Here is a 26,864-nt window from a genome sequence, read left to right as displayed (position 1 = left end):
CCCTCTCTTCACACCGCAGAGGTAGGTAGAACGGTTCGCGTGCGGCGTTCAGCTATGGTTTCAGTAGTGGTCAGTGGCAGTGAGCGTATCCGTCGGCCCGTGGCGGCTTGAATGGCATTGGCGATGGCCCCTGCGATGGGCACGATGCCGGGCTCACCCGCCCCGCCAGGCGGCAGGCCGCTGTCGACGATCGTGACTTCAATCTCGGGTGCGTTCGCTAGGCGCAGCATCGGGAAATCGTGGAAATTCGATTCCACGACCGCGCCACTTTCCAGCGTAATGCTACTCATCAGCGCGGCTGTCACGCCAAAGGCGATTCCACCCTCCATCTGAGCGATCACAGCATCAGGATTGATCACCATTCCTACATCGATAGCGCAGAAAACACGATCCACGGTGACAACACCATCTTCCCCAACAGTGACTTCAGCAACCTGGGCGACCACGCTGCGATAGCACTCTTCGATGGCGATGCCGCGGCCACGGCCGGGGGCCATGGCTGAACCCCATCCAGCCATCTCCGCCACCCGATTGAGCACGGTCAAATGTCGCGGACTGTTTCGAAGCAAGGCACGGCGGTAGTCCAATGGGTCTCTCCCCGCCGCCAGTGCGCATTCGTCGATGAAGCTCTCGGTGAAGAAGGTATTGAAAGAAAAGCCGTTCGAGCGCCAGAGCCCGATCGGCACGTGGCTGGCCACATGCTGGCTGCGAATGCGTCGGTTGGGAATGGCATAGTGCAGCTTGTCCACCCCTTCGACGGTCAGACGATCGCCGTTGGGTCCGGGGTTGAACGGCAAGTTGCGGCCAGCGACAGATTCAATGACCGATTGAGCCGCAACCAGTGCGTCATAAGCGCTGGGCAGACCGTCGGGCCCTAGGACAGCACGCAGGCGTGCGGCAGCATGGCTGCGGTAGAGGCCGCGGCCGACGTCCTCCTCACGCGACCAAATCAGCTTGACCGGCCGGCCTCGGTGCCGAGTGGCCAGGAAGGCTGCCTGGGCCGCAACGTCTAGATCACCGCGTCGACCAAAAGCACCACCATTCATGGTGATGTTGCATGTGATTGAGGTAGGCTCTACGCTTCCCCATTCCGTTCCTCGCTGCACACCGGTACGCACCCCCAGGGGAGACTGGGAAGGAACCCAGGCCTCGGCCGTCCCATCTTCACGTACGATCACGGTCGCATTCATCGGCTCCATGCAGGCATGCGTCAGAAAGGGAACCTCATAGGTTTTCTCGATTACAGACATGGAGCTGTTAGCTATGCTGGCCTCCACATCACCGTCATTGATATTTTCGTACGGCGCATCGCTGCCAAGCGCAGCTTGCAGCCTTACGGACATCTCGGCGCTGTTAATGCCATCCCCGTCGGTTTGCGCCCACTCAATATCGAGACGCTGGGCTGCCTGTTCAGCACGCCACCAGGATTCAGCCACGACGGCCACCTGACGCCCATCAATGATCGCGACATCTCTAACGCCGGCAACGGTACGCACCTCAGCCTCGTTCACGACCCGAGCCACCTGCGCTCCAAAAACCGGCGCATGGCGGATAGAGGCATACAGCAGGCCAGGCTGAACCACATCCATTCCAAAGACCGGCTCCCCTCGGATCTTGGCGGGAAGATCCACACGGGGCTGCGACCGGCCAATCAGCCGCCAATCAGATGCCGGTTTCAGCGGAGGATCATTGGGCGGCGGCAAAACAGATGCCTCTCGAGCCAGCTCGCCATAGGACAAACTTTGGCCCGAGGCCTCGTGCCGAACAAAACCATCGGCGGTTGTCAGCTGATTTACCGGGACGCCAAGACGCGCGGCACCAGCGGCAAGCAGCATCTGTCGGGCAGCGGCACCTGCCACACGCATCGGATACCACAGTGCCATCGTTGATGCCGAGGCGCCGGTCGCGATAAAGCCAAGAAGCCCGAGCACCCGCCGTCCGACCCAGACCACAGGCCCGCTGGCTTCCTCGGGACGCTGTTGCAAGACGTTGAACCAGCTAGCATAGGCAGGCAGAGGTTCGACCGGAAACTCAACGCTGATACGGTCATCGAAGGGAATATCAAGTTCCTCGGCCACCACCATGGCGAGACCGGTATGGATGCCCTGCCCCATCTCGGTACGTGGTACGTTAACCACTACGCGGCCATCTTCATGGATAGTAAGGAACGCATTGAGCACAGCACGATCACCATCGACATATCCATCGAGGCCATCCACATCGACCGACGCTAGGTATCCGACGCCACCTACAGCGGCAACAAGGGCGGTGCCACCAAGGGCCGCACCGGTGAGCAGAAAGGCACGTCGGGAAAGTAAACGAGGCATGGCTGTCTCCTCAGCGCTCGGCTAGCATGGCGGCGGCACGATGAATGGCACGGCGAATACGCGGATAAGTGCCGCAGCGACAAATATTGGTGATCGTTTCATCAATGTCGGTATCTGTTGGTCGCGGCGTCGATTCCAGCAGCGCTGTGACAGCAATAATGAAACCTGGTTGACAATAACCACATTGCGGCACCTGCTCATCCAGCCAGGCTTGCTGAATGATCGATAAACGACCTTCCGCATCCGCAAGACCCTCGACAGTGACTACCGATGCGCCTGCCACAGAGCCAACCGGCGTTATACAGGAAAAGCTCGACACTCCATCAATGAGGACACGGCAAGCCCCGCATTGAGCAATACCGCATCCGTATTTCGGCCCGAGCAATTCCAGATCCTCACGAAGTACCCAAAGAAGGGGCTTGCTGGAATCTGTCTCGACGCTTACCGACGCTCCATTAACCACAAACTCAACCATGCTCTTTCTCCTCGGTTTTACCCGTTTTGCATAGGTAATCGGCTGATAGACCTTAAATCGCCTACCCCCTTGTGGGCACTTACATGAAGTTCATGCTGGCTATGAGTAGCTCGTCGCTAGTCCAGTGGCTGTCGTGGCTGTCACCTTGTGCAGAATCATGCGACATCGGTTCTGGAGCCCTCGCCAAGATCGACTGCCAAGTGATTTGCCATTCCGCAAGCGCTTCATCGTCGCCCTCAAAGACTAAGTCAAAGAAAGCTAAGGCCAAATCGGCGGTGGCGACTTTAACTTTGGCGTTGAGCGCACGACCGCCGGTAAGGGTGCGATCAGTGAATATGCTGTGGGAACCGCCCCGAAAAACGGCCAGAAACTTGTTCGGGCTGGTGATCGCATCGAAGATATCGATCCGATCCTCTATGCCCGAGTGATAGCCTGGGATCTGGATCACATCATCGGTCGCAGTGACGTGAATGGTAGGGATCGACACATTGTTAAGCACCGTTGCCACGTCGGACTCCCCATAGAACGGCGGAGCGGAGATCAAGACTGCCGCGGAAAAGCGTGAATCCAAGTAGTCAATCGTTTGGCCTTCTCTCACAACTTGCGCGCCAATCGTGAGTAGTGTGGTATTCGCGCCGTATGAGTGGCCTGCAATAACGAGGCGCTGACGGTTAACTGCAACACCGCGGCTGCCCATTTCATCCGAGAGCATTTGGTCAAGCGCAAAGCGTACATCGGCGGCACGTTCGATGGCCTCCGTTTCCCGCGCTGCAGCCTGCAGGCGATCGACCATCCGAAATGGATTGCCTCGCCACAATTCCTCATCACTGCCTACGTGCTGTACATGTAGGCTGGCAACGCCCTGGGCCGACCAGTGTTTTCCGAGATAGCTGTAACCTTCCCGCGAACCACCGATGCCGTGTGAAAACACGACCAACGGCACCGACATTTCAGGCGTAGCCGCCGTAGGCCAGTACAGTCGTGCGGGTACCGGGCGCGAACGATCTTGATCCACCCAGTCGAAATCAGTCACTGAATAGGTGGGCTCTGACTCTATTAACTGCGCGCTCACCGCCGAGTACGGTACGGCCAACCCCGCTAATAAAAGCATGGCGCTCACTTTTCGCCGCCACATGTTTACCTGTTTTTTTACAATCACTGTAGAGATCGGTGTGCCGCTGAACTCAGCGGATCGATCTGGAGCTATTGGTCGATGTATTGGGATATCGTTCATAAGTTGTCTGGTTCCGCACTACGCTACTTTGATAGAAGGCTGTAGTAGTAGATTTGAGAGAGATACGAAAAAAGGCGGCAGACTAAAGACTCGCTAGCGGCCAGCGAATCAATGGAGGCTTATATTTCGTTTATCAGCGACGCTGGAATTCTGAATTTCCTCAAGGGAAAACAGTGCTCCCGTCAATCGTTCCGACTCCTCCCATAACCTGATTGCAACTTCTAGATCCAGTGCTTGTGGAGGAAGTTTGGCCGCGGAAGGATAGCCTCGGGTTTCACCAAACCTATCGGGTCCGTAATAGGCACCACCTTGCGCCTGCGGTGACGTAGCGGCGAAAAGTGTTGGCAACGCCCCCTGCGCTGCTGGCTGAAACAGGAACCAAAGGTAACGACGGATGATCCCCACGACACTTTGTGCTCCAGCGCCATTGGGCAACAAGTCGGTGCGTGAAACGCCTGGATGCGCCGCAATACTCTGGATGCCCCATCCTGCGACATCGCTGCGACGTTGCAATTCGAGAGAAAACATCAAGCAGGCCAGTTTTGACTGGCCATAGGCAACCATTGGTTTATAGCTGCGCCCGGACTGCAAATCGTCGAAGTCGATCGCACCGCTACGAGCGGCAACGCTTGATAGAGTGACGATACGCGGATGATTACCATTACACAGAAGCGGCAATAGCTGGGCCGTCAAAGCAAAGTGGCCAAGATAGTTCGTACCAAACTGTAGTTCGAAATGATCGGCCGTCATTTTCCGATCTGGGGGCGCCATAACCCCTGCGTTGTTGATAAGGAGATCGATGCTGTCAAATGAGGAGTGCAGATGCTTACCAAATGCTGCAATTGAATCGAGATTAGCGAGATCTAGTTCCTCAAACCACACATTCGCGTTAACAACATCATGGCGAATCCGATCAATGGCCGCCGCCCCTTTTGATGGGTTTCGGCCTGCAAGGATGACGCTCGCGCCAGCGCGAGCCAGCGCCAATGCGGTTTCTAGTCCAAGCCCACCTGTGCCAGTGACGACCGCGGTACGGCCACATTGAGAGGGGATGTCGGAATCTGTCCAGTTGGTCATGGGGCGTACCTCGCGTTAAGAAGAAAGATCAGTTGAGTGAATAAATCAGCTCATAGGCATTTCCGTATGCAGCAGTATTTACTGGCGAGATTAATTTGCGTTTAAGACGCTCGGCACGAAGGTTGTGTTCGAGCCTGGGCTTCCAGAAGCGTCAGATATGACGGACTAGGACTTAAATGTTTCGAATAGAACAGAGTGAGACGTTCAATGGCTTGATTGACGTAATCGGGCTTGTGGTACAAGTCGTAGTGGCTGGCCCCTTCTACAACGAAGAAGTCTTTCTCAGCGGCAGGTGAACTATTGAACAGCGCTTTACCATTTTTGTATTGACCAGTGTTACCGCGGCGCCCCCCAACGATCACTTGAAGAGGCTGCGTCAGCAGTTCAGGTACCAAGTTAAAGGCATCAAAGCCGAGCAGGTGGATATAGCTGGTGAAGAGCAAGCGATTACTAGAGTTGGGGTGGCGATAGCGCGACTCCCGATAGAACGTGACAGCTTCTAGTACTTCCGGATCCGTGATGCCAACGGCTTCTGCTACTTTTATGCTGTCAGGAATCCAAGGATCAAACCTCGGTTCGGCTCCGCGTGCTTCGTCTGTACGCTGCCGGCCTATTTCTTCCAGCATTTTGAGGAGGTCTTCCCTTGTCTGCATCTCACGGAATGCTCGACCTATATCATTAGCCACGACCGTTCCAATGGCGTTGAAGCGCCGGTCGGTAAGCGCCGCTTTGACCGCGTATCCACCACCGGCGCAAATTCCCAGCAGCCCAACGCGTAACTCGTCTATGAAAGGCAGTGTCATCAGATAATCAACGGCGCAACGGATGTCCTCGACCCGAACGGATGGGTCTTCGAGATTTCGCGGCACCCCGCCACTTTCTCCCTGATATGACGGATCGAAAGTAAGGGTCACGAATCCTTGCTCCGCCATCTTCATTGCGTAAATCGCGCCGACCTGCTCCTTTACACTACTACCTGGCGTGGCTAGAACGAGTGCAGCATAGGTTTTGGTTTCGTCGAACCCGTTAGGAAAATGGATAATTCCGGCCAGTTCGATGGCTCTGTTTCTAAAAAAAATGCGTTTCATACTGACTCTCCTGCTTATATTGGCTGAGGCCGCCGTATGCACTGGGATACTGCATACGGCGACAGGGAAGCCTTTACTGGTAATCAATAAATTCGACCCAGCCATGTCGCTTGCTTCAAAAGGTCACCGCTAAACCATGGTTAACAAGCTGGATGAACGGCAGATCAGCTTAGTCAGGATTGGTTAAGGGGCACTTGATGGATAATGTGTGCCGGCGATCTCTTCGGTGACCGCCCACAGGCGAGCAGTGATCGCAATATCATTGGCCACAGAGGGGACGGTCGCCAGGCCAAGCGGGCCACTAACCTCCCGTTCTCCAGTCGGCCCGTAGTAGGCGCCACCTTGTGCGTCAGGCGCAGTGGCAGCATATAGTGTCGGCACTGCACCTTGGGCTGCCGTCTGGAGGTGTTCGCGGTTGGCAGACCACTGGCGCCCCTGCTCACTATCCAATCCGGGGCCGCGAGCAACCAGTTCGGTTACCGCAACACCGGGGTGGGCGGCCATGCTCTGGATGCCCCAGCCTGCCGCAGCGCTGCGCCGCTGCAGTTCGAATGCAAACATCAGGCCCGCCAGTTTGGACTGCGCATAGGCCGTCATTGGTTCGTAGGCCTGAGCGGAATGAAGATCGTCAAAATTGATGCTGCCGCGGAGGGCAGCGATACTCGACAGCGTAATGACGCGAGGCGCATCACTGTTGCGTAACAGCGGTAATAGCTCTGCAGTCAGGACGAAGTGCCCGACATAGTTGATGGCGAATTGCATCTCAAAGCCCTCTGCGGACGTACTGCGCTCTGGAGGCGCCATGATGGCGGCGTTGTTGATCAGACCATCCAATCGAGGGAGTGAAGTGTTGAGGCGTTGGCCCAGGGCACGAACCGAGGACAGATCGGCTAAGTCAAAGGGTTCAAAGGTCACCTGAGCATCAGGCACCTCCCGCTTGATCTGATCAATCGCCTCCTGTCCCCGCTCGGGATTGCGCGCAGCGATCACCACCTGGGCCCCCTCAGTTGCAAGGGCTTTTGCGTCTTCATACCCCATGCCGCTGGTTCCGCCAGTGACCAGAAAAATGCGTCCTTCCTGGGAGGGCATATCGGCCAGACTCCAATCCGGTTTGGGTGGGTTCTGCGCCAGCGTGGCACCCGCAAAAAATAGACACATCAACAGCACACCAAGGGCGGCGACACGGATTCGTAATACGTTAAACATTTTTCTTTCCTCATTTTTGGTTTGCTATATATCGATAGATCAGAAACGCCTGCTCAACCCCAGAACGAGGCGTCCTACGCCATTTTGATCAGGCTCCAGCAGCGGGCTGTCTCTAAGTTCGCTCGGCAGGAACTGGTACTCGACCGACCCGAGGAGTTGCCACTGCGATGATCCAACGGAATGCGCCATCGTCAGGCCAATACGCGGAACAACAGCAGAACCCGGCAAGTACTCTGCGACCCCGCGCGCCACTTCTTCATCCAGTACCCCGAAGTAGTAGCCCGCGAAATCGGAGGACATCCAGCTTGCCCCCGCATTGGCTGTGAGCGCAGCTCGGCCGAATTGCCACGTATTGCGATAGTCGAGCGAGATTTCATAGCCTTCACTGGCATCTGAAACGTCGTGAACAGCCTCAAGCGATACCGCACCCCACGACGAGCCCAAGGTCGTGCGAAAACCGGCATCTATGCCGTCATCGCGATCACTCAAGAGGTCAGGATCCACGCCATTGACCAGAAGCTCCGAACGTCCCAGATCGTCGATATCGAACCCATAAAGCCGCGCAGCTAGAATCGCATCGAACGTTAATTGACGAGACTGGTATAAATGCACACCGCCGGAGGTACCCCGGAGGAACATGCGCTCTCCCTCGTAGCTGATCAGCGGCAATGGTCGGACACGTAATCCTTCGCCTGCATAAGGGCTGTCGATAGCTGCAGCACCGACGCCGACGGACCACCTGACGGAGGGTGCCGAGACCTCCTGACCGAACGCGGCGATAGGAAGTACGCTAGAAGCGAGTTGCAATAGTATTCGAGCTAACATATTCATTCTGTGACCCTCATAGCCACGGTTTTATTGGAGTTTGGGCGACACCTCATCGCATCTATTGCACTGAAGAGCTCACGCTCTTTTCTACCAGTTGTTTAAGGCCACCGAATTCGTCTTTAGGCCCGGTGAGTGCTACTTGACCGGCCTGTGCGCGGCCCAACCAGAGACCCAACACGGCCCAAACCAACGCCAAAGGAACAACCACACTGACCAGCCCACCTATAGCCAGCCCTAATCGCCCAAGCGCGCCCTCAGTTTGGGCACCGACAACATCGCCAGCACGGTAGATGAAGGTATCTACGAAGGCCTTGGCCTTGTACTTGTCCTCACGGCCGACCACGGTAAATAACGCCTCCCGTGCTGGACGGGTGACGCCGCGTTGAAGCGCACGAGTAGTGGCCTCTAACAGGATTAACATCACGAACGACCCGTATATCGCCAATCCGATGAAGCCAAGCGCGGTTGCTATCGGTAGGATCGCTAGCGCCACGCCCAAGCCGTAACGCTGGATAATCTTACCGGTCAGAGTAAGCTGTAGAACCAGCACCGCTACCTGCGTCCACATGTCGATCTGGCCTAGTATTTCCGCGCGCGCGTCCATGTTGTCTGATACCGCTGCGACCATCTGTAGGCGGGTGAAGTAGATGAATGTTGCGAGCACAGTCATTAGCAGGATGTACCCGGCAATACCGGTCAGATAGCGTGATCGGAAAACGGCACGTAGACCTGCCCAGGCGCCACCACCGATACGTTCGTATTCGCTCGCGAATCCGGCTACGGCAGAAGTCTCCATGGAGCTGGCCTGATCCGGCACCACGCGCACCAGCAGCCAAGCCAAAGAGAGAGCTAGCAGCAAGAAACCACCGGCGACAAGCAGCAGGCTGGGCGTACCCAATGGCAGGGCCAGTTGCGACGTAAGCCACGGGCCAAAAATCGCGCCGAGGGTGCCACCGACCGAGATAAGGGCGAAGAAACGTTTGCCCTGCTCACTGGTGAACCGGTCAGCCAGCAACGCCCAGAACACCATCGTGACGAACAGGTTGAACACACTGAACCAAACAAAAAATACCTGTCCACTGCGCTGACCCACGGCGGCGGGCGCGAACACCAGCAATGCCCAAAAGGCCACCAAACTCAGCACGAAGAATGTGTAGGTCGCCCCGATGAACTGTAGTCGCTTCAAGCGACTGACCAGCCAGCCGAACAGTGGATTCACTGCCAGCGTCACCAATGCGGTACCGATAAACAGCCAACGGACACTCTCGATACCGCGTTCCATACCTAGCGCATCACGAACAGGGCGCAACAGCATCAATGCGGTCAATACACAAAAGAAGAACAGTGCTGCAATTAGCACAGGCCCAACCTCCTCAAGGCGGAGATTGAAGAGGGTTTTCAATAGACGTGGACGTTGTGCCACCGAAGTCTTGGTTCTGCTCATTGGATAGCGTCCTGGGTTGAAGCACACCACAAAGGCGTCTTTAATACTCAGTCGAAGCGGCTGATGTCGCAGTATTTACCGGTGAGATTAATTTGCGTTTAAGACGATTAGAGCAAAGTTGTTGCCGCTGTAAGCGACCGTATCCAGCGATCGCCAGCCACCTAACAGCCTTTAAGCACAGGCCTTAATCCGTTATTAATGTCGATGTAGGAATATCGCTTCCCTCCCCTTATTACTCGAGCTGCCCGCTATGGATGCGATCCTCCTTGTTGAAGACGACCACATGCTGGGTCGTGCGCTGTCATCCGCCCTTGGCCAGGAAGGCTGGCGCGTTGTGCATTGCAAAGACGTTGCATCCGCGCGTACAGCGCTGGTCGACCACGCATTCGTCGCGGTTCTACTTGATCTCGGGCTGCCGGGCGGCTCTGGATTGGAGGTGCTGTCCTCGATGCGCAGTCGCTACGACCCGACGCCGGTGCTGATCATTACCGCACGCGATCAGTTGAGCGACCGCGTCCGCGGGCTTGACGTTGGTGCTGACGACTACATCGTCAAGCCGTTTCAGCGCGACGAAATGCTGGCGCGGCTTCGTGCGGTATTGCGCCGCAGCCGTGGCGCAGTCACCCCCGTGTTGCGGTGGCGTGATGTCGAGATCAATCCCGCTGCGCGGGTTGTGACCCGTGAAGGTCAGCGTATTAGCCTTAGTGCGCACGAGTTCCGTCTACTGCTGGCACTGTTCGAGTCGCGTGGTCGTGTTCTCAGCCGTGATCAATTGCAAGATCGGCTCTACGGCGACGATACGGAGATCGGCAGCAACACCGTTGCGGTCTTCGTGCACCAACTGCGCCGCAAGCTCGGCGATGGCGTAGTGGTAACGGAGCTTGGATTCGGCTATCGCCTCGGGGATGAGCACTAATGCGCGCGCTACGCACGCGGTTGCTGGTTGCGCTGGCCACAGTGCTGCTCTCTACTTGGGCTATCGGGTTCGCCATTCAGTACGTAAACGTACTGGAGCGCCAGGGTGGCGAGATAGATGGCATGCTGCGCAATATTGCCGAGCAGATACTGCAGTCGTTGCCTGCGGACATCGCCACCGCAGGCCAACAGCAGCAATTTCTGCTCAGCGGCGAGACGGTGCCCGCGGAAGGCAAGTTCGGAGCGCTAGGCTTCCAAGCCTGGGAGCATGGCACTGGGCGACGATTGATGTCTTCGCGTCCGGCACCCGCGCACCCGATGGCGCCGGACTTTGTTGATGGCTTTGCCGATGCAACCGTTGCTGGAGTACCCTGGCGCGTATTCGCAGTCAGCGACGCTGACCAACGGGTGCAGGTGCAGGTCGGCGTGCCGACATCGGCCATCCGGGCGGAATTGATGCGTTGGCTCGGCCCGACCCTACTCACAGCACTGTTGCTCCTGTTCGGTATCGGTGTCGCGATATGGTTGGTGATCCACTGGTCGCTGAGACCAGTGCTGCGCGTCAGCGAGTCGCTCGCTACGCGTGCCCCTCTCGATCTGGCACCGTTGCCCGAACATGGATTACCAAACGAATTCACGCCGCTGGTGCGTTCGTTCAACCAGTTGATGGCGCGATTGGCGCAGGCGCTTCAGCATGAACGCGAGTTCATCGGTGAGGCCGCCCATGAGCTACGCACGCCGTTGGCAGCGCTGCTGACCCAGGCGCAGGTGCTACAGCACGCCAGCGACCAAGAAGAAGCGGGCGAAGCGCTCGAGCATCTCATCGCTGGTATAGAACGCACCTCGCGACTGGCGCAACAACTGCTTGATACCGCGCGGGTGGAATCCGGCGGTTCCGCCGCGCGCGCGCAAGATGTGGATCTGGCAATGATTGCGGGGATGGTGGCCGACGAGTTCGAGTTGGTTGCGTTACGCAGTGACCAATCAATCGAAGTCGAAGGAGGTCACGCGCCGGTACATGGCGACATTGATGACCTCGGCATACTGGTTCGCAACCTGCTCGACAATGCCTTACGTCATGGAGGCCCGGGCGCGCGTGTACGGCTGGAAACTTGGGTCGAAGATGAAGGACATGCTCGAATGGCGACCCTAAGCGTTGCTGATAATGGCCCTGGCATTACCGATGGCGATTACGAGCGCGTATTCGAGCGATTCTACCGCGCCGAGAACGGTCATCGTACTCAGGGCATTGGCATGGGCCTTTCGTTAGTCGAACGCGTGGTCGCTTCGCATGGCGGACAGTTAAGATGTGGCGTCGGTCTTGAAGGTCGTGGATTTGGCATCACAATCCAATTACCGGCATCCAAAGGGCAGAGATAGTCCCACCTCTCACCTTAAAGCCTCTCAACTAGCTGACGATTGCGCTTTTAGGCCAGAATACGTAACCCCCTTGTGCAACATATCCGTTGTTGGAACACCAACGATGCGGCACTTGAACTTTGCCGGGGCTTTTTATGCACTATCGAACGCGCACGAATTCTGCACTGACTTGCCCTCCATCAGGGCGAGTGAACGTTTCGTACATCCGATCGCCTTCCACTCTCAGTTGAAGCTCCCGCGAGCTTCTTTCACTGCCCACCCAGTTAGGGAACGTAGAACCTTCTACGTAATTACCGGCGAAGCGCCCCTGTTCATCGACGGTATAACTACCAAAGAAGCCAATACTCGAAGCCATGGCACGGCTATTCTCTTCGTCGGTGCCACCACCACGTGAATTTGACTCAAAACGCTCGGTGTCACCATTGGTTAATACCTCGACGAAGTGCATGTCAGCAGTGAAAACCAGCATGCCCTGTGGATTCTCACCATAAGGATGCTCGGTAGCCCCATCGTTTTCCAATGTAGCTGACACCATGCGCCACGTTCCGGCAACCTGATTGGGTTCGGAAGGAGGCAGTAAAGGCTCGCTAGCCTGAGTAGCTACAGCGGCCGCAAGTAATAAAGTGCCAGTTATAATTCCTAGCTTCATAAGGATGCTCCTGACGGGTTCTGAAGAGATATTTATTCTGTTGTTTTTAACTGTTGAGATAAATACCTATATTTCGCATGACCTAGTGAATAAATACCACCAACAGAAGTGCTTCAGCGCCTAGCTGTCTGAGCTTATCTGCACTTTAGCCGGAGCGGGCCAACCCTAGAACTTGATGGCCACTAGCAAGTAGCTCTCTCGTAACGGCTATGCCTAAAAAGCCTGTCGCATCAGTCAAAAACATCTTCATAACGCTTCCCCTTCCTCCCAGTGAATACTTGTCATGGGAGAGAATATCGATCAATCTTTATCCAGATAAATAAGCGGCTTTATAGGGGATAATGACTAACACGCTAGCTCCCTCCTGCGATTCCAATAACCTTGGTGCTTTCTTAAAGGATCGGCGGCAACGACTTGACGCGCTAGCACTTGGTTTCGGAGGGCGCCGGAGGACATCTGGCCTTCGGCGTGAAGAAGTCGCTCAGCGAGCCCATATCAGCACAACATGGTATACGTGGCTCGAACAGGGACGTGGGGGCGCACCATCAGTGCGCGTACTCGAAAGCCTTGCTAAGGCGCTGATGCTGACCGAAGCCGAGCGCGAGCATCTATTCTTGGTCGGCATCGGTCACCCGCCGAAAGCCCACTCCTCTGTTCAAGAAGGTATCTCGGAACGACTACAACGATTTCTCGACGCTATGCCTATGATCCCAGCGACCGTCGCAACGTCGACATGGGACATTGTTGGCTGGAACCGAGCAGCTCAACTAGCGCTCACGGATTACCCGGCACTACCTCCCGATCAACGAAACATATTGAGGCTCATGTTCCTTGATCCAGCGACACGCGCTACCCAAAACGACTGGGAAACAGTGGCACGGTTTCTAGTGGCAACCTTTCGCGCAGAAACCGCACGTATGGGGGAGAACCCGCGATCTGCTGGACTCGTGGCGGAAATATCCAGCAAGAGTACGGATTTCAAGCGCATGTGGAGAGCAAACGATGTTCATACCGCTGGGGAAGGATCGAAGACAATTTTCCACGCAGTGGTAGGAGAAATTACCTTCGAGTTTTCATCCTTTGCGATTGACGGGCGGCCGGATCTAAAACTGATGACCTACAACCCGGCGGAGCGCTCCGACTTGGAAAAAATGGATCGGCTGAGCCACTCCGGATAACCTGTCGGCCGACCCTTTTAAAGGTGCTAATCGGCGTAGGCTGAGTCGATCGCACCATCGAAGACCACGAAGGCGACACAGAACTCTGACAAGCAATTGTCAGAGTGCAACTGGCCTCCAGGCTGATACCAATAGGCGCCCGCTGTCTGAATCGGCACGTCCGCTTCAAGCTGACCTTCATCCCAGTGCTTCATAGTCCCCTCCATAAGCGACAGGTGGTAAGCCGCGCTATGACTGTGGAAGCGACCGCCATAATTCAGAGGGAACCGAAACAGCGCTGCCGATGGGCCAGTCTGAGGATTCCCCCACAGCACCGAGATCTGAGGGCTGTTTGGATTATCAGCGTAAAGCGGCGTGAAGCGAGCCTCGGCAGCTTCGTAAGGAACCACGTACGTTCTTCCTTCGGTGGGCGGGATTTGGTCGACGTCGCTCGAATATGCAGGGATGCAGACCAACGAGCCAAGCAGCGAAGCGGCGCATGCCAAAAAAGCAGAGCGGGTCCCTAATCCAGTCCTGTCCATTCTTATTACGGCATGTAAGCTGAACACTACCATGATGCTTTCTCCATTTAGAGGGTGGCGCAAGCGTGTTGCCTGCCGCCGAGAAAGCTGGATTGTGTGCATACCTCACATCCTGGTAAATATGTTTTGTTATAGGGGTAAAAGCACTAACAGGTTGGGCAAACCATTGCAGTCACTGCACGTTCTTGAAAGAGTGCTAGAGAGCCTAGACGCTATTTTCATCACTTTCAGCGATCTATGCTGGGTTGACGCCAGCGCCATTGAGACCAACTGCGTGGCTATACGAAGCGGGCGTTGCCCCACGACTATACTGCCTCGGAGAAACTCCCATGACCCGCTTAAACGCAGTGCTGAACGCGCTTTCGGATTCGTATCCAAGGGATAATGAAATAACGGAAACGGGATCTTGGGAGTTCTCCAACCTCTCTCCCGCCAGCATCATGCGCCAGCGCGTCACGTACTCCATGGGCGATGCTCCTATCGTTTCCCTGAACTTCTGAGCGAACGCCGAGCGCGACATACAGGCGCACTCGGCCAGCGCCTGCAGCGTCCAGCGGTGTGCAGGGTCGGCATGGATCGCATTAATTGCCGGCCCCAACTGTTTGTCCGCTACCCCCAAAAGCCATCCCCCACCGTTAATGACTCCTTCCGCCATATGAAGCCTTAGTGCCTGTACCAGCATCATATGAGCGAGGTGCTGGGCAATCAGGAAACCACCGGGCTCGGGGTCGTGCAACTCCTTCATCATGCGTTCCACAGACCACCGTAATGCAGCCTGTTCTGTCTCGTTGTGGATGTGGACGATGGGCGGCAGCATGCCCATCAGCATATCGGCATGCCCCCCACTGACGCCGAACCGGCTGCCCACGATAAAGAAATCGCCCCCGCCGTTGACCTTCACAACGGTGCCAGTACGTGGTGGGGGAAAATAGTTGCTGGAGGGCTCTGGTGGCAACGACATATCGCTCGCCAACCGAAAAGGGCGTCCGCTCGGTAGAACGAAACAGTCGCCCTTCTGCAGATGTACGGCCTCCGGAACACCATCGACGGCCAACCAACATTCGCCGGAGACTACGGCATAACACTTGAGGAGCTTATGCTGATCCGGAAATTGGAGCGACCATGCACCGCCAGCCTCCACTCCAGAGGAGACATAGCTTCGCGGTTTCAGTAGCGAGAGTACATCTGATAGGGGATCCATGGGTTCTCCTGGACGATTGCAAAGATAAGCAGGACAAACGCGCATAGACCAACCTGCACGCACCCCTTATGGTCGCAGAGTACTCGACTCTGGCAGACACCGCGAGACCTAGTTGAACGCTAAGTTAGCCACACCCTTTGTCATTCACGCCAACAATCTGAACAGCATTATAGAGGACAACACTCTGATGCCATCAACTGTAAGCCCCCATCCGTTTAGCAGTGCGAACGATCAGTGTAGGCCGGGGACATCGCCGCGGGACATGGAACAGGAAATACTGATTGAACAGGAGCAGTATCTACGCAACTTATCCAATAGAACACGATACGGTTCCACTTCTCAGTCAAAGGAGATGAAACATGGACAACAAACAACTTCATCACAGTGAGCAATGCATAGGGGTAAATGATGTTGCTCGGCGCCAATTTCTTAGCGGCCTCGCTTTGGGTGCCGGTGCAGGCTTAGCTATGAGCCTAGCAATATCGCCTCTGGCGAATGCAACCAACCGCACAACTGGCACTCGAATCGTCGTGACTGCGCCGACTGGCAATATTGGTTCGCAAGTACTGACAAATTTACTAACCAGTTCCAGTGATGCGAAGATTCGCGTTATCGTGCGCGATCCATCGCGCCTTCCAGCGCAAGTACTTGATCAGGTCGAGGTCATTCAGGGCTCACACAGCGATGCGAGTGTCATGGATCAGGCCCTAGAGGGAGCCAGCAGTCTGTTCTGGCTATGCCCTCCGGACTCTCGCGCAGAAAGTGTTATGAGTGCCTATGTAGACTTCACCCGCCCCGCCTGCGAGGCAATCAAGCGGAATGGCTTAGGAAGTGTGGTCAGTATCTCGGCGCTAGGAAGGGGTACACCAATGGCGGCAAATGCCGGTTACGTCACTGCCTCTCTGGCAATGGACGACTTGATTGCGAGTACGGGAGTGGCGTTTAGAGCGCTAACCATGCCTTCGTTTATGGATAATATTGCTCGCCAGGCTTCCTCTATCCACGAACAGGGTAGATTCTTTCTACCTATTGATGGTGACCTCAAACTACCGGCCGTTGCCACCAGAGATATCGCTTCGGTCGCCACAGGGCTTCTACTTGATCCAACTTGGCGCAGCCAAGAAGAAGTGCCAGTGTTAGGGCCGGAAGACCTCTCCTTCAATGAAATGGCGAGAATCATGTCCGACGTTTTGGATAAGCCCGTAATTTATGAGCAGGTTTCTTTCGAAACGTACAAGACTGGCTTCGTTCAACGAGGAATGTCAGATGCCATGGCTCAAGGCCTAACCGACATGGCAAAGGCAAAGAACGAGGGGATCGATAACGCACTCAATCGCACGCCTGAAAACAGCATGCCGACCAGCTTCAGGCAATGGTGTGAAGAAGAATTGCGACCATTGATTCTCGTGTAGCGGAATTCTCCTATTTTCACTTCACTAGCCTTACGACTTACCGACGCAGCAAAACATAGATCTGGCGCGTCCGCCGGTCACTACAGCGATCAAACTGAAAACAACAGTATCAAGGTCGTCGACTATCTCGTCTGGGGGAACTTGCCAGCAAGTTATAAACCGCACGAAAGCGGCTTTAAACATGACAACGGTGCTTTTAGCCAAAGAACTTCATGATACGAGAATAAAGGTAAATTCGGTCGCACCCGGCTTTACTGCTACTGCCCTGAACGGTGGTGGCTCAGGTGCGCAAACTGAATTAGAAGCGGCTCGGGTGTGCGTCATGGTAGCACTATTGCCTGATAATGGGCCCACGGGCGGCTTCCTTGGGCAAAATTGCAAAAGAGCCTTGGTAATAGCCATTCTATGTTAATTCCGACCAAAAAATCGCTACAGCCACACTCACAACGCTAACAGACTTGTTGGCGATGATTGTCTTATGCGCTACTTACTGGAACCTATTTTAATTCAGATTTAATGTCCATAAGAAAAAATAGAGAAATTAAGCTTAATCGTCTAGCCACGCATTCATCTTTTACCGCCTGATAGTTAAGTTTCTCTAAGTAACTATTCGGCGGTAGTCATAGGTCGAAAGAGTATCAAGTGCGATTGATCAATCGATACTTTTTGCTAATTATCATATTGGCTTACCATCAAGGTTACTATGCATATTTTAAAACGCAAGCTCCTAAATCCGCCCAACCTGCCCGATACCTTGATTGAGGGACATAGCCAAGCCGTATTAGTAGAGGGAGGCACCCGGGTGCTGATGTCTAGCCAGGTGGGGATGGATTCCGCAGGAGAGTTGGCGGGCCCTGAGCTGGCCGAGCAGACCGAAGCGGCGCTGGACAATGTCGAACGGTTGCTAACAGGCCTCGGTGGCGATCTCTCACGAGTGGTGATGCTAAGAATCTACTTAGCCGAATCCGCTCGCTACGATCAGCAAGTGGTGATGGAGGCGTTGAAGCATCGCTTCCCTGTCGCACCGCCGGCTGCCACTTGGTTAATTGTGTACGGCCTTGCCGAACCGGAATGGTTAATTGCTATCGAGGCTGAAGCTGTACTACCGGGGTTCGTCTTGAACAGCTAAATGCTTGTCACCACCGTTCACTGGCTAGAAATAACCGTAATTTTAATAGAGGCTTTGATGGTATGAGTTGTTGTATGAATTAAGTCACAACAAGCGCAAACTAACCCTGCAACGCTCGTAGCAAATCAATAAAAGCCCGCAGGCTAGGCGGCACATGCCGGTTATTCGGATAGTAGAGAAATAGACCGGGAATGCTTGGACACCACTCTTCTAGCACGGTGACCAGCCTCCCATCCCTCAAATAATCTTGTGCATAGGGCTCTGGCACATAGGCTATGCCTAAATCATCCGCGGCGGCCTCCACCATCAGTTGGCTACTGTCCAAGGTCAGCGCACCGGGCACATCTACCGCCACATCCTGGCCATGCTGCTGAAACTCCCAGCGGTAGAGTTTACCGCTCGGCAGCCTTTGCCTTATGCACTGGTGAGAGGCCAGATCGTCCGGTGTCTTTGGTACCACACGGCCACGCAGATAGCCTGGGGAGGCAACGGCAAGAAAGCGCAGCTCATGACCCACAGGGATGGCGACCATATCCTGGGGAACCGCCTCTCTCAGTCTTACGCCCGCATCAAACCCCTGCTCGACAATATCAACCAGCCGCCCCTCGGCCACGAGATCAAGCTCGACGCCATCATGAAGGGCAAGAAAACGCGGCACCACGGTTTGCAGCAACAGCCGCACGGCTCCTTCACTGCCATTGATACGCAGCCGCCCCGTGATCTTTCCTTCGGCGCTGGAAGCATCCTCAAGGATTGACTCCAAGTCGCTCAATAGCGGGCTCAGCCGTAATAACAGCCGCTCGCCGCTCTCTGTCAGCGAGACACTACGTGTGGTTCGGTGCAGCAGCCGGGTGCCCAACCGTTGCTCAAGCGTGCGCACAGTATGGCTGAGTGAAGAGCGGCTGACTCCCATCAGGTCAGCTGCTCGGCGAAAGCTACGGTGCTCCGCCACGGCCTGAAACGCCTTGAGGTCGGTTAACGTTGGCTTACTCATTGGTGAATAAACTTCACCTCCTCGTGCCAATTGATGAGCATTCCCTTACCAGTTTTACTGCCCTAACCTTTGTCTTGCAACATTTAATGAATGGCTTAGGAGATATCTCATGGCTAAAACCTGGCTTATCACAGGCACATCCACCGGCCTTGGCCGGCTACTCACTGAACGGCTGCTTGAACGCGGCGACCGCGTTATAGCAACGCTACGCCGCAAGGGTTCGCTGGACGACTTGCTCGCCCTGCATGGTGATCGCTTGCAGATACTGACCTTCGACGTGACGGATACGTCGACGATGAGAGATGCCGTTTCGCAAGCGTTCACTACGTTCGATCGAATCGATGTGGTCGTCAGCAATGCGGGGTATGGACTCTTTGGAGCTGCCGAAGAAGCCAGCGATGAACAGATTGAGCGGCAAATCGCGACCAACCTCACAGGCTCTATCCAGTTCCTTCGCGCTGTACTGCCACATTTACGTGAACAAGGGGGCGGCCGCATCATTCAGGTATCGTCAGAGGGCGGCCAGATCGCCTATCCAAGCTTCAGCCTTTATCACGCCACGAAGTGGGGCATCGAGGGGTTCGTCGAATCCGTGGCAAAGGAGGTCGCGCCATTTGGTATTGATTTCGTTATCGCCGAGCCGGGCCCCACGGCCACTCACTTTGCTGAAGGACTGGATCGCACACCCACGACGACGATCTATGAAGATACCCCAGCAGGCGAGCTGCGTAGAGCACTGGCGTCAGGAGACTTGGCCATTAAAGGCGATGCAGGCAACACCGTTGATGCCATCATTAACATAACTGACATGCCGAACCCACCACTGCGTATTACGTTAGGCAGCACGGCCTATGACTCCATTAGCCATGCGCTAAAAGAAAGGCTTGAGTCGCTCGAAGCGTATAAGGAGGTGGCGCTCTCTGCGGACAGAGATGAAGTGACTTAGTATGCAACTCCCGCTATGCATTGTCTTCACTCAAGCGCCTATTCGTTGCGCTTCAGGAACGTCTCCATTAACGGCTTGGAGAGATTTTTGATAGCGGAGAGCATCGCGCTTCGGTGGTGTTTGAAAAAGACGGCCGTATTCGCGAGTGAATTGCGATACGCTCTCGTAACCGACCTCAAAGGCAGCATTACTCGCGGAGCATCCCTCGTCGAGCATGAGGCGGCGCGCTTCAATCAAACGCAGCCGCTGTTGATACTGTCCCGGCGTTAGCGAGGTCATGTGCTTGAAGTGTTTGTGAAACGAGCTGAGGCTCATGCCTGCCTTTGCCGCTAGTTGCTCCACCGACACCCGAGACGTGTACTCGGCTCGCAAGAGTGCAATGGCGTCAGCAAGGTGGCTCGCGTAGCTATCCGGGTCGGCGATATCCCGTAAAGCGGCCCCCTGAGGGCCCGACAGCAGCCAGTAATGCAACTCCTGCATGATGCCTGGGCGAAGAAGCGGCGCTGAATCAGGGCGATCCAGCAGTTTCATCAGCCTTGATACGCAGTCAATCACCTCGACTTCACTATCTTCGGCAAATAAGGTCGGTATCTCGGGTAGTTGCTGGGCATGGGCACTCCCTATATGAGCGGCTAGCTCACGCAGGATCGCCCTATCCAGCTCGACCGCAACGGCTAGATAGGGCTCCTCCGTACTTGCCTGCACAATCCTACCCACCACGGGCATATCAGCGCTGACGATCACCGACTCCCCGGCGGACAAGACCGCTTGTTGTTTCCCAACAAGAATGCGCTTGGCGCCCTGGAGAACCAAACATACCAGTGGCTTATAGACCGATTGCAGATCGCCAGCTGGCGCCTCGACGCACATCATTCGCAGGCCCGGCACGGATGTTAACGCCAAACCATCGCTATTGGCGTGACGTTTGGCATACGTCTGAACCGCCTGTTTGAGTGAGTTCATGAGCTTTTCTCTAGCGTTTCGGCTCAACGTTAGCATGGCGATGAAGGCTTTTCTTCTCGCCTACAGGATCAGGCAAGTTTTTTGTAGATGCTGGCAAGCCCCGCCGCCGCCAAATTGGTAAAAAGTGAGTGGCATTCGCCTCTAAAAGTAGACGGAGAGTTAAACCATGAAAATGTCAGGAAACACCATACTTATCACCGGCGGTGGCTCCGGGATTGGTCGTGAACTTGCCTTACGTTTCAATGCGCTTGGCAACACCGTGATCGTCGCCGGTCGGCGCATGGAAACGCTGGAGGAGACCATTGCTGGCCAGCGCGACATGCACGCGATGGTTGTCGATGTTGAGGATCCAGAGGAGATCACCGCCTTTGCTGAGCGTGTCATCGCCGAGCACCCCAACCTCAATGTACTGATCAACAATGCGGGCATTATGCGGCGCGAGGACTTGTCCCGCACCCGCGACCTGAGCGATGCCGAGCAGACAGTCGTTGCCAATCTACTCGGGCCGATCCGGCTAACGAACGCACTGACCGACCATCTGGTAAACCAGCCAGACGCGGCGATCGTGAACGTCTCCTCGGGGTTAGCGTTTGTGCCGTTAAGCGGCACGCCCACCTATAACGCCACCAAGGCAGCCATCCACTCTTACACAATCTCACTACGCGAGCAGCTCAAGGGTAAGGTCGAGCTCATCGAGCTTGCGCCCCCTGCGGTGCAGACGGAGCTGACGCCGGGCCAGTCGACCCGTGAAGGCTATATGCCGCTCAATGATTACATCGAAGAGGTCATGACACTGTTTCAACAGCAACCGACACCCAAGGAAATTTTGGTGGAGAAAGTCAATTTCTTACGCTGGGCAGAGCGTGACGGACACTTCGATCAAGCGGTCGAGATGCTCAGCAAGATGTGAGCTCCCCTATCCTCTAGCCTTCTAACTCGCACATGCACTGTTTGCTGATGGCCACAGTGCATTTGTCCATTCACGTCGGTCAACCATTCTCAGAGCGAATAAAGGATAGAAGACAAGCCCTTACCTCAACGCAAGCTAACGATTACCCACCCTTCACTGCAATATTTTTAATTATGCGAGCAGGATTACCGCCTACCACCACATTATCGGGTACATCCTTGGTTACAACAGCGCCCGACGCTATGACCACGTTATTGCCTACTCTAACGCCTGGATTAATGATGGCGCCGCCACCAATCCAGACGTTATCGCCAAACGTAATCGGCTTTGCGTATTCTTTACCCGCATTGCGCTCATGCGGATCAAGCGGATGGGTCGCCGTATAAATCTGCACATTCGGCCCAAGCATGCAGTTATCGCCAAAGCGTATTTCACAAACATCTAGCAGGATACAGTCGAAGTTAGCGAAAAAGTTTTCGCCTACATGAATGTTATACCCGTAATCCAAGCGTAAATTAGCTTCTATATAGAGGTTTTCTCCCGTCGATCCGAACAACGATTTCAAGGCTTTCAAGCGCTGGGCGTCAGTTTCCAATACGTGATTGTAGAGCCTCACTTGTCGCCTTGTTTCTTCACGCTCTTTTAGCAGTAGCGGATCAGCAGGGTTATAGAGCTCTCCTGCTAGCATCTTGTCTTTTTCTGAACGCATTAGTCACCCTCCTAGATTTTGCCCAATATTAATCACTCTCAGCCGTTGTTATCACCCTGCAGTTTTCCGTCAAGCGTCGCAGCCAGTTCACAAAATCGTCAATACAGCTGTAAACAACAGGAATGACCAGCAGGCTCAACAGCGTCGACGTAATCAACCCGCCAATGACCACTAAGGCCATGGGGGCCCGAAAGCTGGGATCGCCAGCCCATCCTAGGGCGATCGGCATCATGCCCGCCCCCATGGCAATGGTGGTCATCACGATGGGCCGGACACGTTTTTTGCAGGCATCAATAATGGCGTCCACGCGTTCCAACCCATGCACCCGACGGGCGATAATGATGTAGTCCACCAGCAGGATTGAGTTCTTGGTGGCGATGCCCATCAGCATGATCAATCCGATCATGGCAGGCAGCGACACGGGCGTCTGCGTGAGGAACAACGCCAGGAAAGCCCCAGGTACGGAGAGCACCAGAGCCACCAGAATAGTGACCGGCTGCATGAAATCCTTGAGCAGCAGCACCAGCAACATATAGATACACAGCACGCCGGTCAGCATGGCAATCCCGAAGCTTGAGGCAAGCTCCTCCATTTCCTCTGCATCGCCTTCTGCTGTCTGAAACACGCCGCGTGGCAACTGACGTAAACTGGGCAGTGCCTGCACGGCCTGCTCGATTTCTCCCAAAGGCTGCCCTTGCAGGCTCACCTCGAAATTGACGTTGCGCAGACGATCATGCCGGGTGATTTCCGAAGGACCGCTGCTCCACTCGAAGGAGGCCACACTCTCAAGCGGCACTGGCCCATTCGCACCAGGCACTGGTAGCCGTTTAAGGGTCGCCATATCCTCCCGAGCGGCATCCGCCAGCCGAACCATCACCGGCACCTGACGCGAGCTGAAGTTCAACTTAGGAAGGTCCTCGGCGTTATCGCCCACTGTCGCGATGCGCAACGTATCGGCGATGGCCTGAGCCGAGGCCCCAAGGTCGGCGGCACGGGCAAAATCAGGGCGTACAATGAGTTCAGGCCTGACCAGGCTGGCCGTCGAACTCACCGCGCCGATGCCGGGAATGGCGCGCATCTCCCGCTCGACTTGGCGGGCATGCAGTTCAAGCACTCGGCTATCCTCACCGGCGAGCACCAACTCATAGCCATCCCCCTCGTCGCCTACGCGAGTTCGCACGCCGGGAAGCGTGGCGAGTGCAATGCGTAACTGCTGCTCTATGTCTTGCTGCGTAACGCCCGCGCGGGTTGCGCGATCCGCCAAACCAACGGTCAGTTCCACCGAGGTCACATCAGAGTCACTGCTGCCGGAGTCCTCACCGACGGCCGCGAAGACGCTGACTACATGCTGTTGCGTCTCTAGTCGTGAGCGTGCCTGCTCGGCAAGCGCCTCCGCTTCAGAAAAGGTGCTACCGGGCGGCAAGGTGAGCGTCGCCTGCGTCTGGGAACCATCATCGGGGGGTATGAAGGTACCCGGCAGGGTCGAAGCCAGCCAGATACCGCCTGCAAAGCAGGCCGCCGCCGCGAGGAGGGTTGTCTTGCGGTGGCGCAGGCACCAACGGGCGACAACCAGATAGTAGCTAATCCACGCTGGGTCGCGATGATGCAGATGGGGTTTGCGCAACAGATACGCAGCCAGCATGGGCGTGAGAAGGCGCGCCACCAACAGCGAGAACAGTACTGCCACAGAGGCCGTCCAACCGAACTGAACGAAGAATTGCCCGACGGTGCCGCTCATAAATGCTGTGGGCAGAAAAACGGCAATCAACGTAAAGGTGGTGGCGACCACAGCCAAGCCGATTTCTGCCGCCGCATCCATGGCGGCCTGGCGCGGGGGCTTGCCCATTAGCAGATGCCGTTCGATATTCTCAATCTCGACAATGGCATCGTCCACCAACATCCCGATCACCAGCGAGAGCGCCAGCAACGTCACCACATTGAGCGAGAAGCCCATCAGGTGCATGAAAGCGAAGGTGGGGATGATCGACAGCGGAAGCGTAACCGCCGCAATCAGTGTGGCCCGCCAATTGCGCAGGAAGCAGAATACCACCAGCACCGCCAGCGCCATGCCCTCGAATAACATATGCATGGAGCCCTGGTAGTTCTCCAGCACCGGCCCAACAAAATTGAAGGCTTCTTCGATCTCGACATGGGGATATTGCACCTGCAACGCCGCGAGCGCAGACTGCACGCCCTCGGCCACATCCACCTCGCCGTACCCCTCGGCACGGGTCATCTCTAAGCCGACGACGGGCACTCCATCCAAGAATGCAATTGAGCGCCGCTCGGCCACGGTATCGGTAACCGTCGCCACCTCATCAAGGCGAATACGGCGGCCATCGCTGAGTGCCAGCTCCATCTTCGCCAGCTCGGCTGCGGATTCAGCGTTGGCGATGATGCGCACGGCCTGTTCGGCTCCGCCGACATCCACGCGCCCACCGGGCGCCTCCAACTGCGCCTGGCGCAGCTGGTGTGAGATATCCAACGCTGTCGTGTTCATCGCCAGCAGGCGGTTCGGATCCAATGCCACGCGGACTTCGCGATCGACCCCGCCGATACGCCGAACCGAGCCAACGCCTGGCACCGACAAGACGGCCTTGGTCATTTTGTCATCGACGAACCAGGAGAGTGCCTCATCGTCTAGATCGGAGGAGCTCACCGCGTAGCGTACAATCGGCTCACTGAAAAACTCACCCTTCCGAATCACTGGATCACGCAGGTCGGCGGGTAGATCCGAGCGGATGCGAGCAACAGCGTCGCGCACATCCTCCAGAGCCTCTTGCAAGGACTTTTCCAGTCTGAATTCAATAGCAATGTCGGCATTGCCATCCGTCAGCGTTGTAGAGATGTTTTTGACGCCGGAGACGGTAGCGATGGAGTCCTCGATCTTGCGGGCAACCTCGTTCTCCATTAAGGCGGGAGCCGCCCCCGGCAACGAGGCGGATACCTCTACGAGGGGCAGCTGTACATCCGGCAAGTCCTGAATAAACAAGCCTCGGAAGGAGATGAGCCCCCAGAAGGTCAATAGGATGAAGAGCAGAACAACCGGAATAGGGTTGCGAATCGCCCAGGATGAGGTATTCAGTGTCATACCCCCTCCTCGGCGTCGGTCTCAACCACCCGCACCTGATCACCGTTGCCAAGAAAAGCACCGCCCGAGGCGACCACCAAGGCGCCAGGTTCAAGGCCGGAGAGAATTTCGATTCGATCCTCTGTGTGCTGGCCCAAGGCAACTTTCTGCTCCGTTATCTGGCCTTCACCGCTGACGCGATGTACATAGCCAAAGCCGTCGCGTAGTTGCACCGCGGCACGGGGAAGCGTCATCACTTGGCGGCTGCCCAGTTCAAATTCACCCCGTGCAAACATTCCCGACCGAGCGATGTCGCTTAACGGTAGGTCGACATAAACCAGCCCATTGCGTGTAGCGGTGTCCACTAGCGGCGCAATGGTGCGCAAGCGCCCTTCGAGGTCGTAGCCGCCAGGCAGGCTTATCCTGGCAGTCTGGCCGGGTCGCAGCTTATTCAGATCGGACGCGGCGACCTCGGCCCGCCACTCCAGCCGACCGTGGCGCGTCAATCGGAACAGCTCCTGACCGGCGCCTGTAACAGCGCCAACAGTGGCCGTGCGGGAGGTAATCAAACCGTCGTCTGGGGCGGCAACCTGCGTCTGAGCCAAGCGTAGCGCTTGGGCTTCATTCTGCGCTTGCGCAACGCCTAACCGCGCACGGGCTGTAAGTTCGGCGGTTTCGTATTGCTGAATCTGCTGCTCTGAAAGCGAGCCGGTGGTTTTCAAACTTCGGGCACGCTGGGCGTTGGCCGTTGCTTCCGCAAGCGTCGCCTCGGCTTCCGCCACGGCGGCGCGGCTCCTAGCCAGCTCTGCGCGCACCGTTGTATCGTTATAAACGGCCAGCACCTGCCCTTCCGTGACCTCATCACCCACGTCTACCTTGACGTCTACCAGCCGCAGGCCACCGATTTCGGTACCGATAATGATCTCCTGCCACGCAGCAATATCACCATTGGCCGCAATCGTCGTTGGAAGCGTCTGAGGTTCTAATGTCGTCACGTTGACTGATAGTGAGGGCTGCGCCGTCGGTTCGGCGACGGCATCACTTTCCGACGACACCGCCTGCATACATGCCAGCGCGGCAGCGCTAGCAATCACGACAATCATAATGCCGAAACAACTTTTTCGTTTTGGAAATGGCATAATCCAGGCCTGCTTCAAAGGGTTCAATTCATTGATGAAAAAGAAAATCCAAGAATTTCAGTTGAACCA

24 protein-coding genes are annotated in these 26,864 nt (G+C 55.9%); 8 read left to right on the top strand and 16 right to left on the bottom strand.

The genetic code is table 11. The annotated features are described in order from the left end of the window. Positions 1 to 8: 8 nt before the first annotated feature. From YERSI8AC_RS04455 to YERSI8AC_RS04420, 8 genes are all read right to left on the bottom strand, one after another. Positions 9 to 2,327 (bottom strand): xanthine dehydrogenase family protein molybdopterin-binding subunit, encoded by a 2,319-nt coding sequence (locus YERSI8AC_RS04455; RefSeq protein ID WP_159176186.1) that lies wholly within the window; start codon positions 2,325 to 2,327, stop codon positions 9 to 11. 10 nt (positions 2,328 to 2,337) lie between these two features. Further along, positions 2,338 to 2,802 (bottom strand): (2Fe-2S)-binding protein, encoded by a 465-nt coding sequence (locus tag YERSI8AC_RS04450; RefSeq protein ID WP_138799658.1) that lies wholly within the window; start codon positions 2,800 to 2,802, stop codon positions 2,338 to 2,340. A gap of 79 nt (positions 2,803 to 2,881) precedes the next feature. Beyond that, a complete protein-coding gene (locus tag YERSI8AC_RS04445; protein WP_201304184.1) occupies positions 2,882 to 3,913 on the bottom strand; it encodes an alpha/beta hydrolase family protein in 1,032 nt (343 codons plus the stop codon). Positions 3,914 to 4,144: 231 nt separating this feature from the next. Further along, positions 4,145 to 5,113 carry an SDR family oxidoreductase gene (locus YERSI8AC_RS04440; RefSeq protein ID WP_138799656.1) on the bottom strand — a complete coding sequence of 323 codons (969 nt, stop codon included), beginning with the start codon at positions 5,111 to 5,113 and terminating at the stop codon, positions 4,145 to 4,147. Positions 5,114 to 5,214: 101 nt separating this feature from the next. After that, positions 5,215 to 6,201 carry an alpha/beta hydrolase gene (locus YERSI8AC_RS04435; RefSeq protein WP_201304183.1) on the bottom strand — a complete coding sequence of 329 codons (987 nt, stop codon included), beginning with the start codon at positions 6,199 to 6,201 and terminating at the stop codon, positions 5,215 to 5,217. Between the two features lie 183 nt (positions 6,202 to 6,384). Then, the gene (locus YERSI8AC_RS04430; protein WP_159176184.1) at positions 6,385 to 7,407 is read right to left on the bottom strand and encodes an SDR family oxidoreductase; all 1,023 of its coding nucleotides are present in this window, start codon (positions 7,405 to 7,407) and stop codon (positions 6,385 to 6,387) included. Positions 7,408 to 7,446: 39 nt separating this feature from the next. Beyond that, on the bottom strand, positions 7,447 to 8,238 hold the full coding sequence (locus YERSI8AC_RS04425) for a MipA/OmpV family protein (protein WP_022519847.1): 792 nt from the start codon (positions 8,236 to 8,238) through the stop codon (positions 7,447 to 7,449). Between the two features lie 55 nt (positions 8,239 to 8,293). Further along, positions 8,294 to 9,679 (bottom strand): NTP/NDP exchange transporter, encoded by a 1,386-nt coding sequence (locus YERSI8AC_RS04420; RefSeq protein WP_159176183.1) that lies wholly within the window; start codon positions 9,677 to 9,679, stop codon positions 8,294 to 8,296. A gap of 250 nt (positions 9,680 to 9,929) precedes the next feature. On the opposite strand from YERSI8AC_RS04420, the gene YERSI8AC_RS04415 reads away from it, so the two are divergent. After that, a complete protein-coding gene (locus YERSI8AC_RS04415; protein WP_159176182.1) occupies positions 9,930 to 10,595 on the top strand; it encodes a response regulator transcription factor in 666 nt (221 codons plus the stop codon). Next, positions 10,595 to 11,974, top strand: coding sequence for a HAMP domain-containing sensor histidine kinase (locus tag YERSI8AC_RS04410; RefSeq protein WP_159176181.1), 1,380 nt, complete (start codon positions 10,595 to 10,597; stop codon positions 11,972 to 11,974). The genes YERSI8AC_RS04415 and YERSI8AC_RS04410 overlap by 1 nt, the downstream gene beginning before the upstream one ends. 139 nt (positions 11,975 to 12,113) lie before the next feature. Here YERSI8AC_RS04410 and YERSI8AC_RS04405 read toward each other — a convergent pair whose 3' ends face one another. Then, positions 12,114 to 12,623 carry a lipocalin-like domain-containing protein gene (locus tag YERSI8AC_RS04405; RefSeq protein ID WP_159176180.1) on the bottom strand — a complete coding sequence of 170 codons (510 nt, stop codon included), beginning with the start codon at positions 12,621 to 12,623 and terminating at the stop codon, positions 12,114 to 12,116. A gap of 341 nt (positions 12,624 to 12,964) precedes the next feature. On the opposite strand from YERSI8AC_RS04405, the gene YERSI8AC_RS04400 reads away from it, so the two are divergent. Continuing rightward, on the top strand, positions 12,965 to 13,801 hold the full coding sequence (locus tag YERSI8AC_RS04400; protein ID WP_159176179.1) for a helix-turn-helix transcriptional regulator: 837 nt from the start codon (positions 12,965 to 12,967) through the stop codon (positions 13,799 to 13,801). A 26-nt stretch (positions 13,802 to 13,827) separates the two neighbouring features. Here YERSI8AC_RS04400 and YERSI8AC_RS04395 read toward each other — a convergent pair whose 3' ends face one another. Continuing rightward, complete coding sequence (locus YERSI8AC_RS04395) at positions 13,828 to 14,190, bottom strand: cupin domain-containing protein (RefSeq protein WP_053856885.1); 363 nt, start codon at positions 14,188 to 14,190, stop codon at positions 13,828 to 13,830. Positions 14,191 to 14,557: 367 nt separating this feature from the next. After that, complete coding sequence (locus YERSI8AC_RS04390) at positions 14,558 to 15,523, bottom strand: AraC family transcriptional regulator (protein ID WP_138799645.1); 966 nt, start codon at positions 15,521 to 15,523, stop codon at positions 14,558 to 14,560. A 359-nt stretch (positions 15,524 to 15,882) separates the two neighbouring features. Here YERSI8AC_RS04390 and YERSI8AC_RS04385 point away from each other — a divergent pair, with 359 nt between their 5' ends. From YERSI8AC_RS04385 to YERSI8AC_RS04375, 3 genes are all read left to right on the top strand, one after another. After that, positions 15,883 to 16,935 (top strand): NmrA family NAD(P)-binding protein, encoded by a 1,053-nt coding sequence (locus YERSI8AC_RS04385; RefSeq protein ID WP_201304182.1) that lies wholly within the window; start codon positions 15,883 to 15,885, stop codon positions 16,933 to 16,935. Between the two features lie 55 nt (positions 16,936 to 16,990). Next, a complete protein-coding gene (locus tag YERSI8AC_RS04380) occupies positions 16,991 to 17,347 on the top strand; it encodes an SDR family oxidoreductase (RefSeq protein WP_138799816.1) in 357 nt (118 codons plus the stop codon). A gap of 291 nt (positions 17,348 to 17,638) precedes the next feature. After that, the gene (locus YERSI8AC_RS04375) at positions 17,639 to 18,064 is read left to right on the top strand and encodes a Rid family hydrolase (RefSeq protein ID WP_022519837.1); all 426 of its coding nucleotides are present in this window, start codon (positions 17,639 to 17,641) and stop codon (positions 18,062 to 18,064) included. A gap of 100 nt (positions 18,065 to 18,164) precedes the next feature. On the opposite strand, the gene YERSI8AC_RS04370 is transcribed toward YERSI8AC_RS04375, so the two are convergent. After that, positions 18,165 to 19,058, bottom strand: coding sequence for a LysR family transcriptional regulator (locus YERSI8AC_RS04370; RefSeq protein WP_159176178.1), 894 nt, complete (start codon positions 19,056 to 19,058; stop codon positions 18,165 to 18,167). A 109-nt stretch (positions 19,059 to 19,167) separates the two neighbouring features. Here YERSI8AC_RS04370 and YERSI8AC_RS04365 point away from each other — a divergent pair, with 109 nt between their 5' ends. Further along, on the top strand, positions 19,168 to 20,004 hold the full coding sequence (locus YERSI8AC_RS04365) for an SDR family oxidoreductase (RefSeq protein ID WP_022519835.1): 837 nt from the start codon (positions 19,168 to 19,170) through the stop codon (positions 20,002 to 20,004). 30 nt (positions 20,005 to 20,034) lie between these two features. On the opposite strand, the gene YERSI8AC_RS04360 is transcribed toward YERSI8AC_RS04365, so the two are convergent. Further along, the gene (locus tag YERSI8AC_RS04360; protein WP_022519834.1) at positions 20,035 to 20,967 is read right to left on the bottom strand and encodes an AraC family transcriptional regulator; all 933 of its coding nucleotides are present in this window, start codon (positions 20,965 to 20,967) and stop codon (positions 20,035 to 20,037) included. A 166-nt stretch (positions 20,968 to 21,133) separates the two neighbouring features. On the opposite strand from YERSI8AC_RS04360, the gene YERSI8AC_RS04355 reads away from it, so the two are divergent. After that, complete coding sequence (locus YERSI8AC_RS04355) at positions 21,134 to 21,877, top strand: SDR family oxidoreductase (RefSeq protein ID WP_022519833.1); 744 nt, start codon at positions 21,134 to 21,136, stop codon at positions 21,875 to 21,877. Between the two features lie 142 nt (positions 21,878 to 22,019). On the opposite strand, the gene YERSI8AC_RS04350 is transcribed toward YERSI8AC_RS04355, so the two are convergent. The 3 genes from YERSI8AC_RS04350 to YERSI8AC_RS04340 are packed head-to-tail and all read right to left on the bottom strand — an operon-like array spanning position 22,020 to position 26,795. After that, on the bottom strand, positions 22,020 to 22,586 hold the full coding sequence (locus YERSI8AC_RS04350) for a sugar O-acetyltransferase (RefSeq protein ID WP_022519832.1): 567 nt from the start codon (positions 22,584 to 22,586) through the stop codon (positions 22,020 to 22,022). Between the two features lie 28 nt (positions 22,587 to 22,614). Continuing rightward, positions 22,615 to 25,677, bottom strand: a complete 3,063-nt coding sequence (locus tag YERSI8AC_RS04345; RefSeq protein ID WP_138799641.1) for an efflux RND transporter permease subunit — start codon at positions 25,675 to 25,677, stop codon at positions 22,615 to 22,617. After that, positions 25,674 to 26,795: an efflux RND transporter periplasmic adaptor subunit gene (locus YERSI8AC_RS04340; RefSeq protein WP_236557238.1), complete on the bottom strand. Its 1,122-nt coding sequence runs from the start codon at positions 26,793 to 26,795 to the stop codon at positions 25,674 to 25,676. Before YERSI8AC_RS04340 ends, YERSI8AC_RS04345 begins: the two co-directional genes overlap by 4 nt. Positions 26,796 to 26,864 lie beyond the last annotated feature (69 nt).

The organism is Halomonas sp. 113, from assembly GCF_904067645.1.
In the GTDB taxonomy this organism is placed as follows: Bacteria; Pseudomonadota; Gammaproteobacteria; order Pseudomonadales; family Halomonadaceae; genus Vreelandella; species Vreelandella titanicae.
Note: the sequence above shows the minus strand (reverse complement) of the source record. Positions and strands in the feature narration are given on the sequence as shown.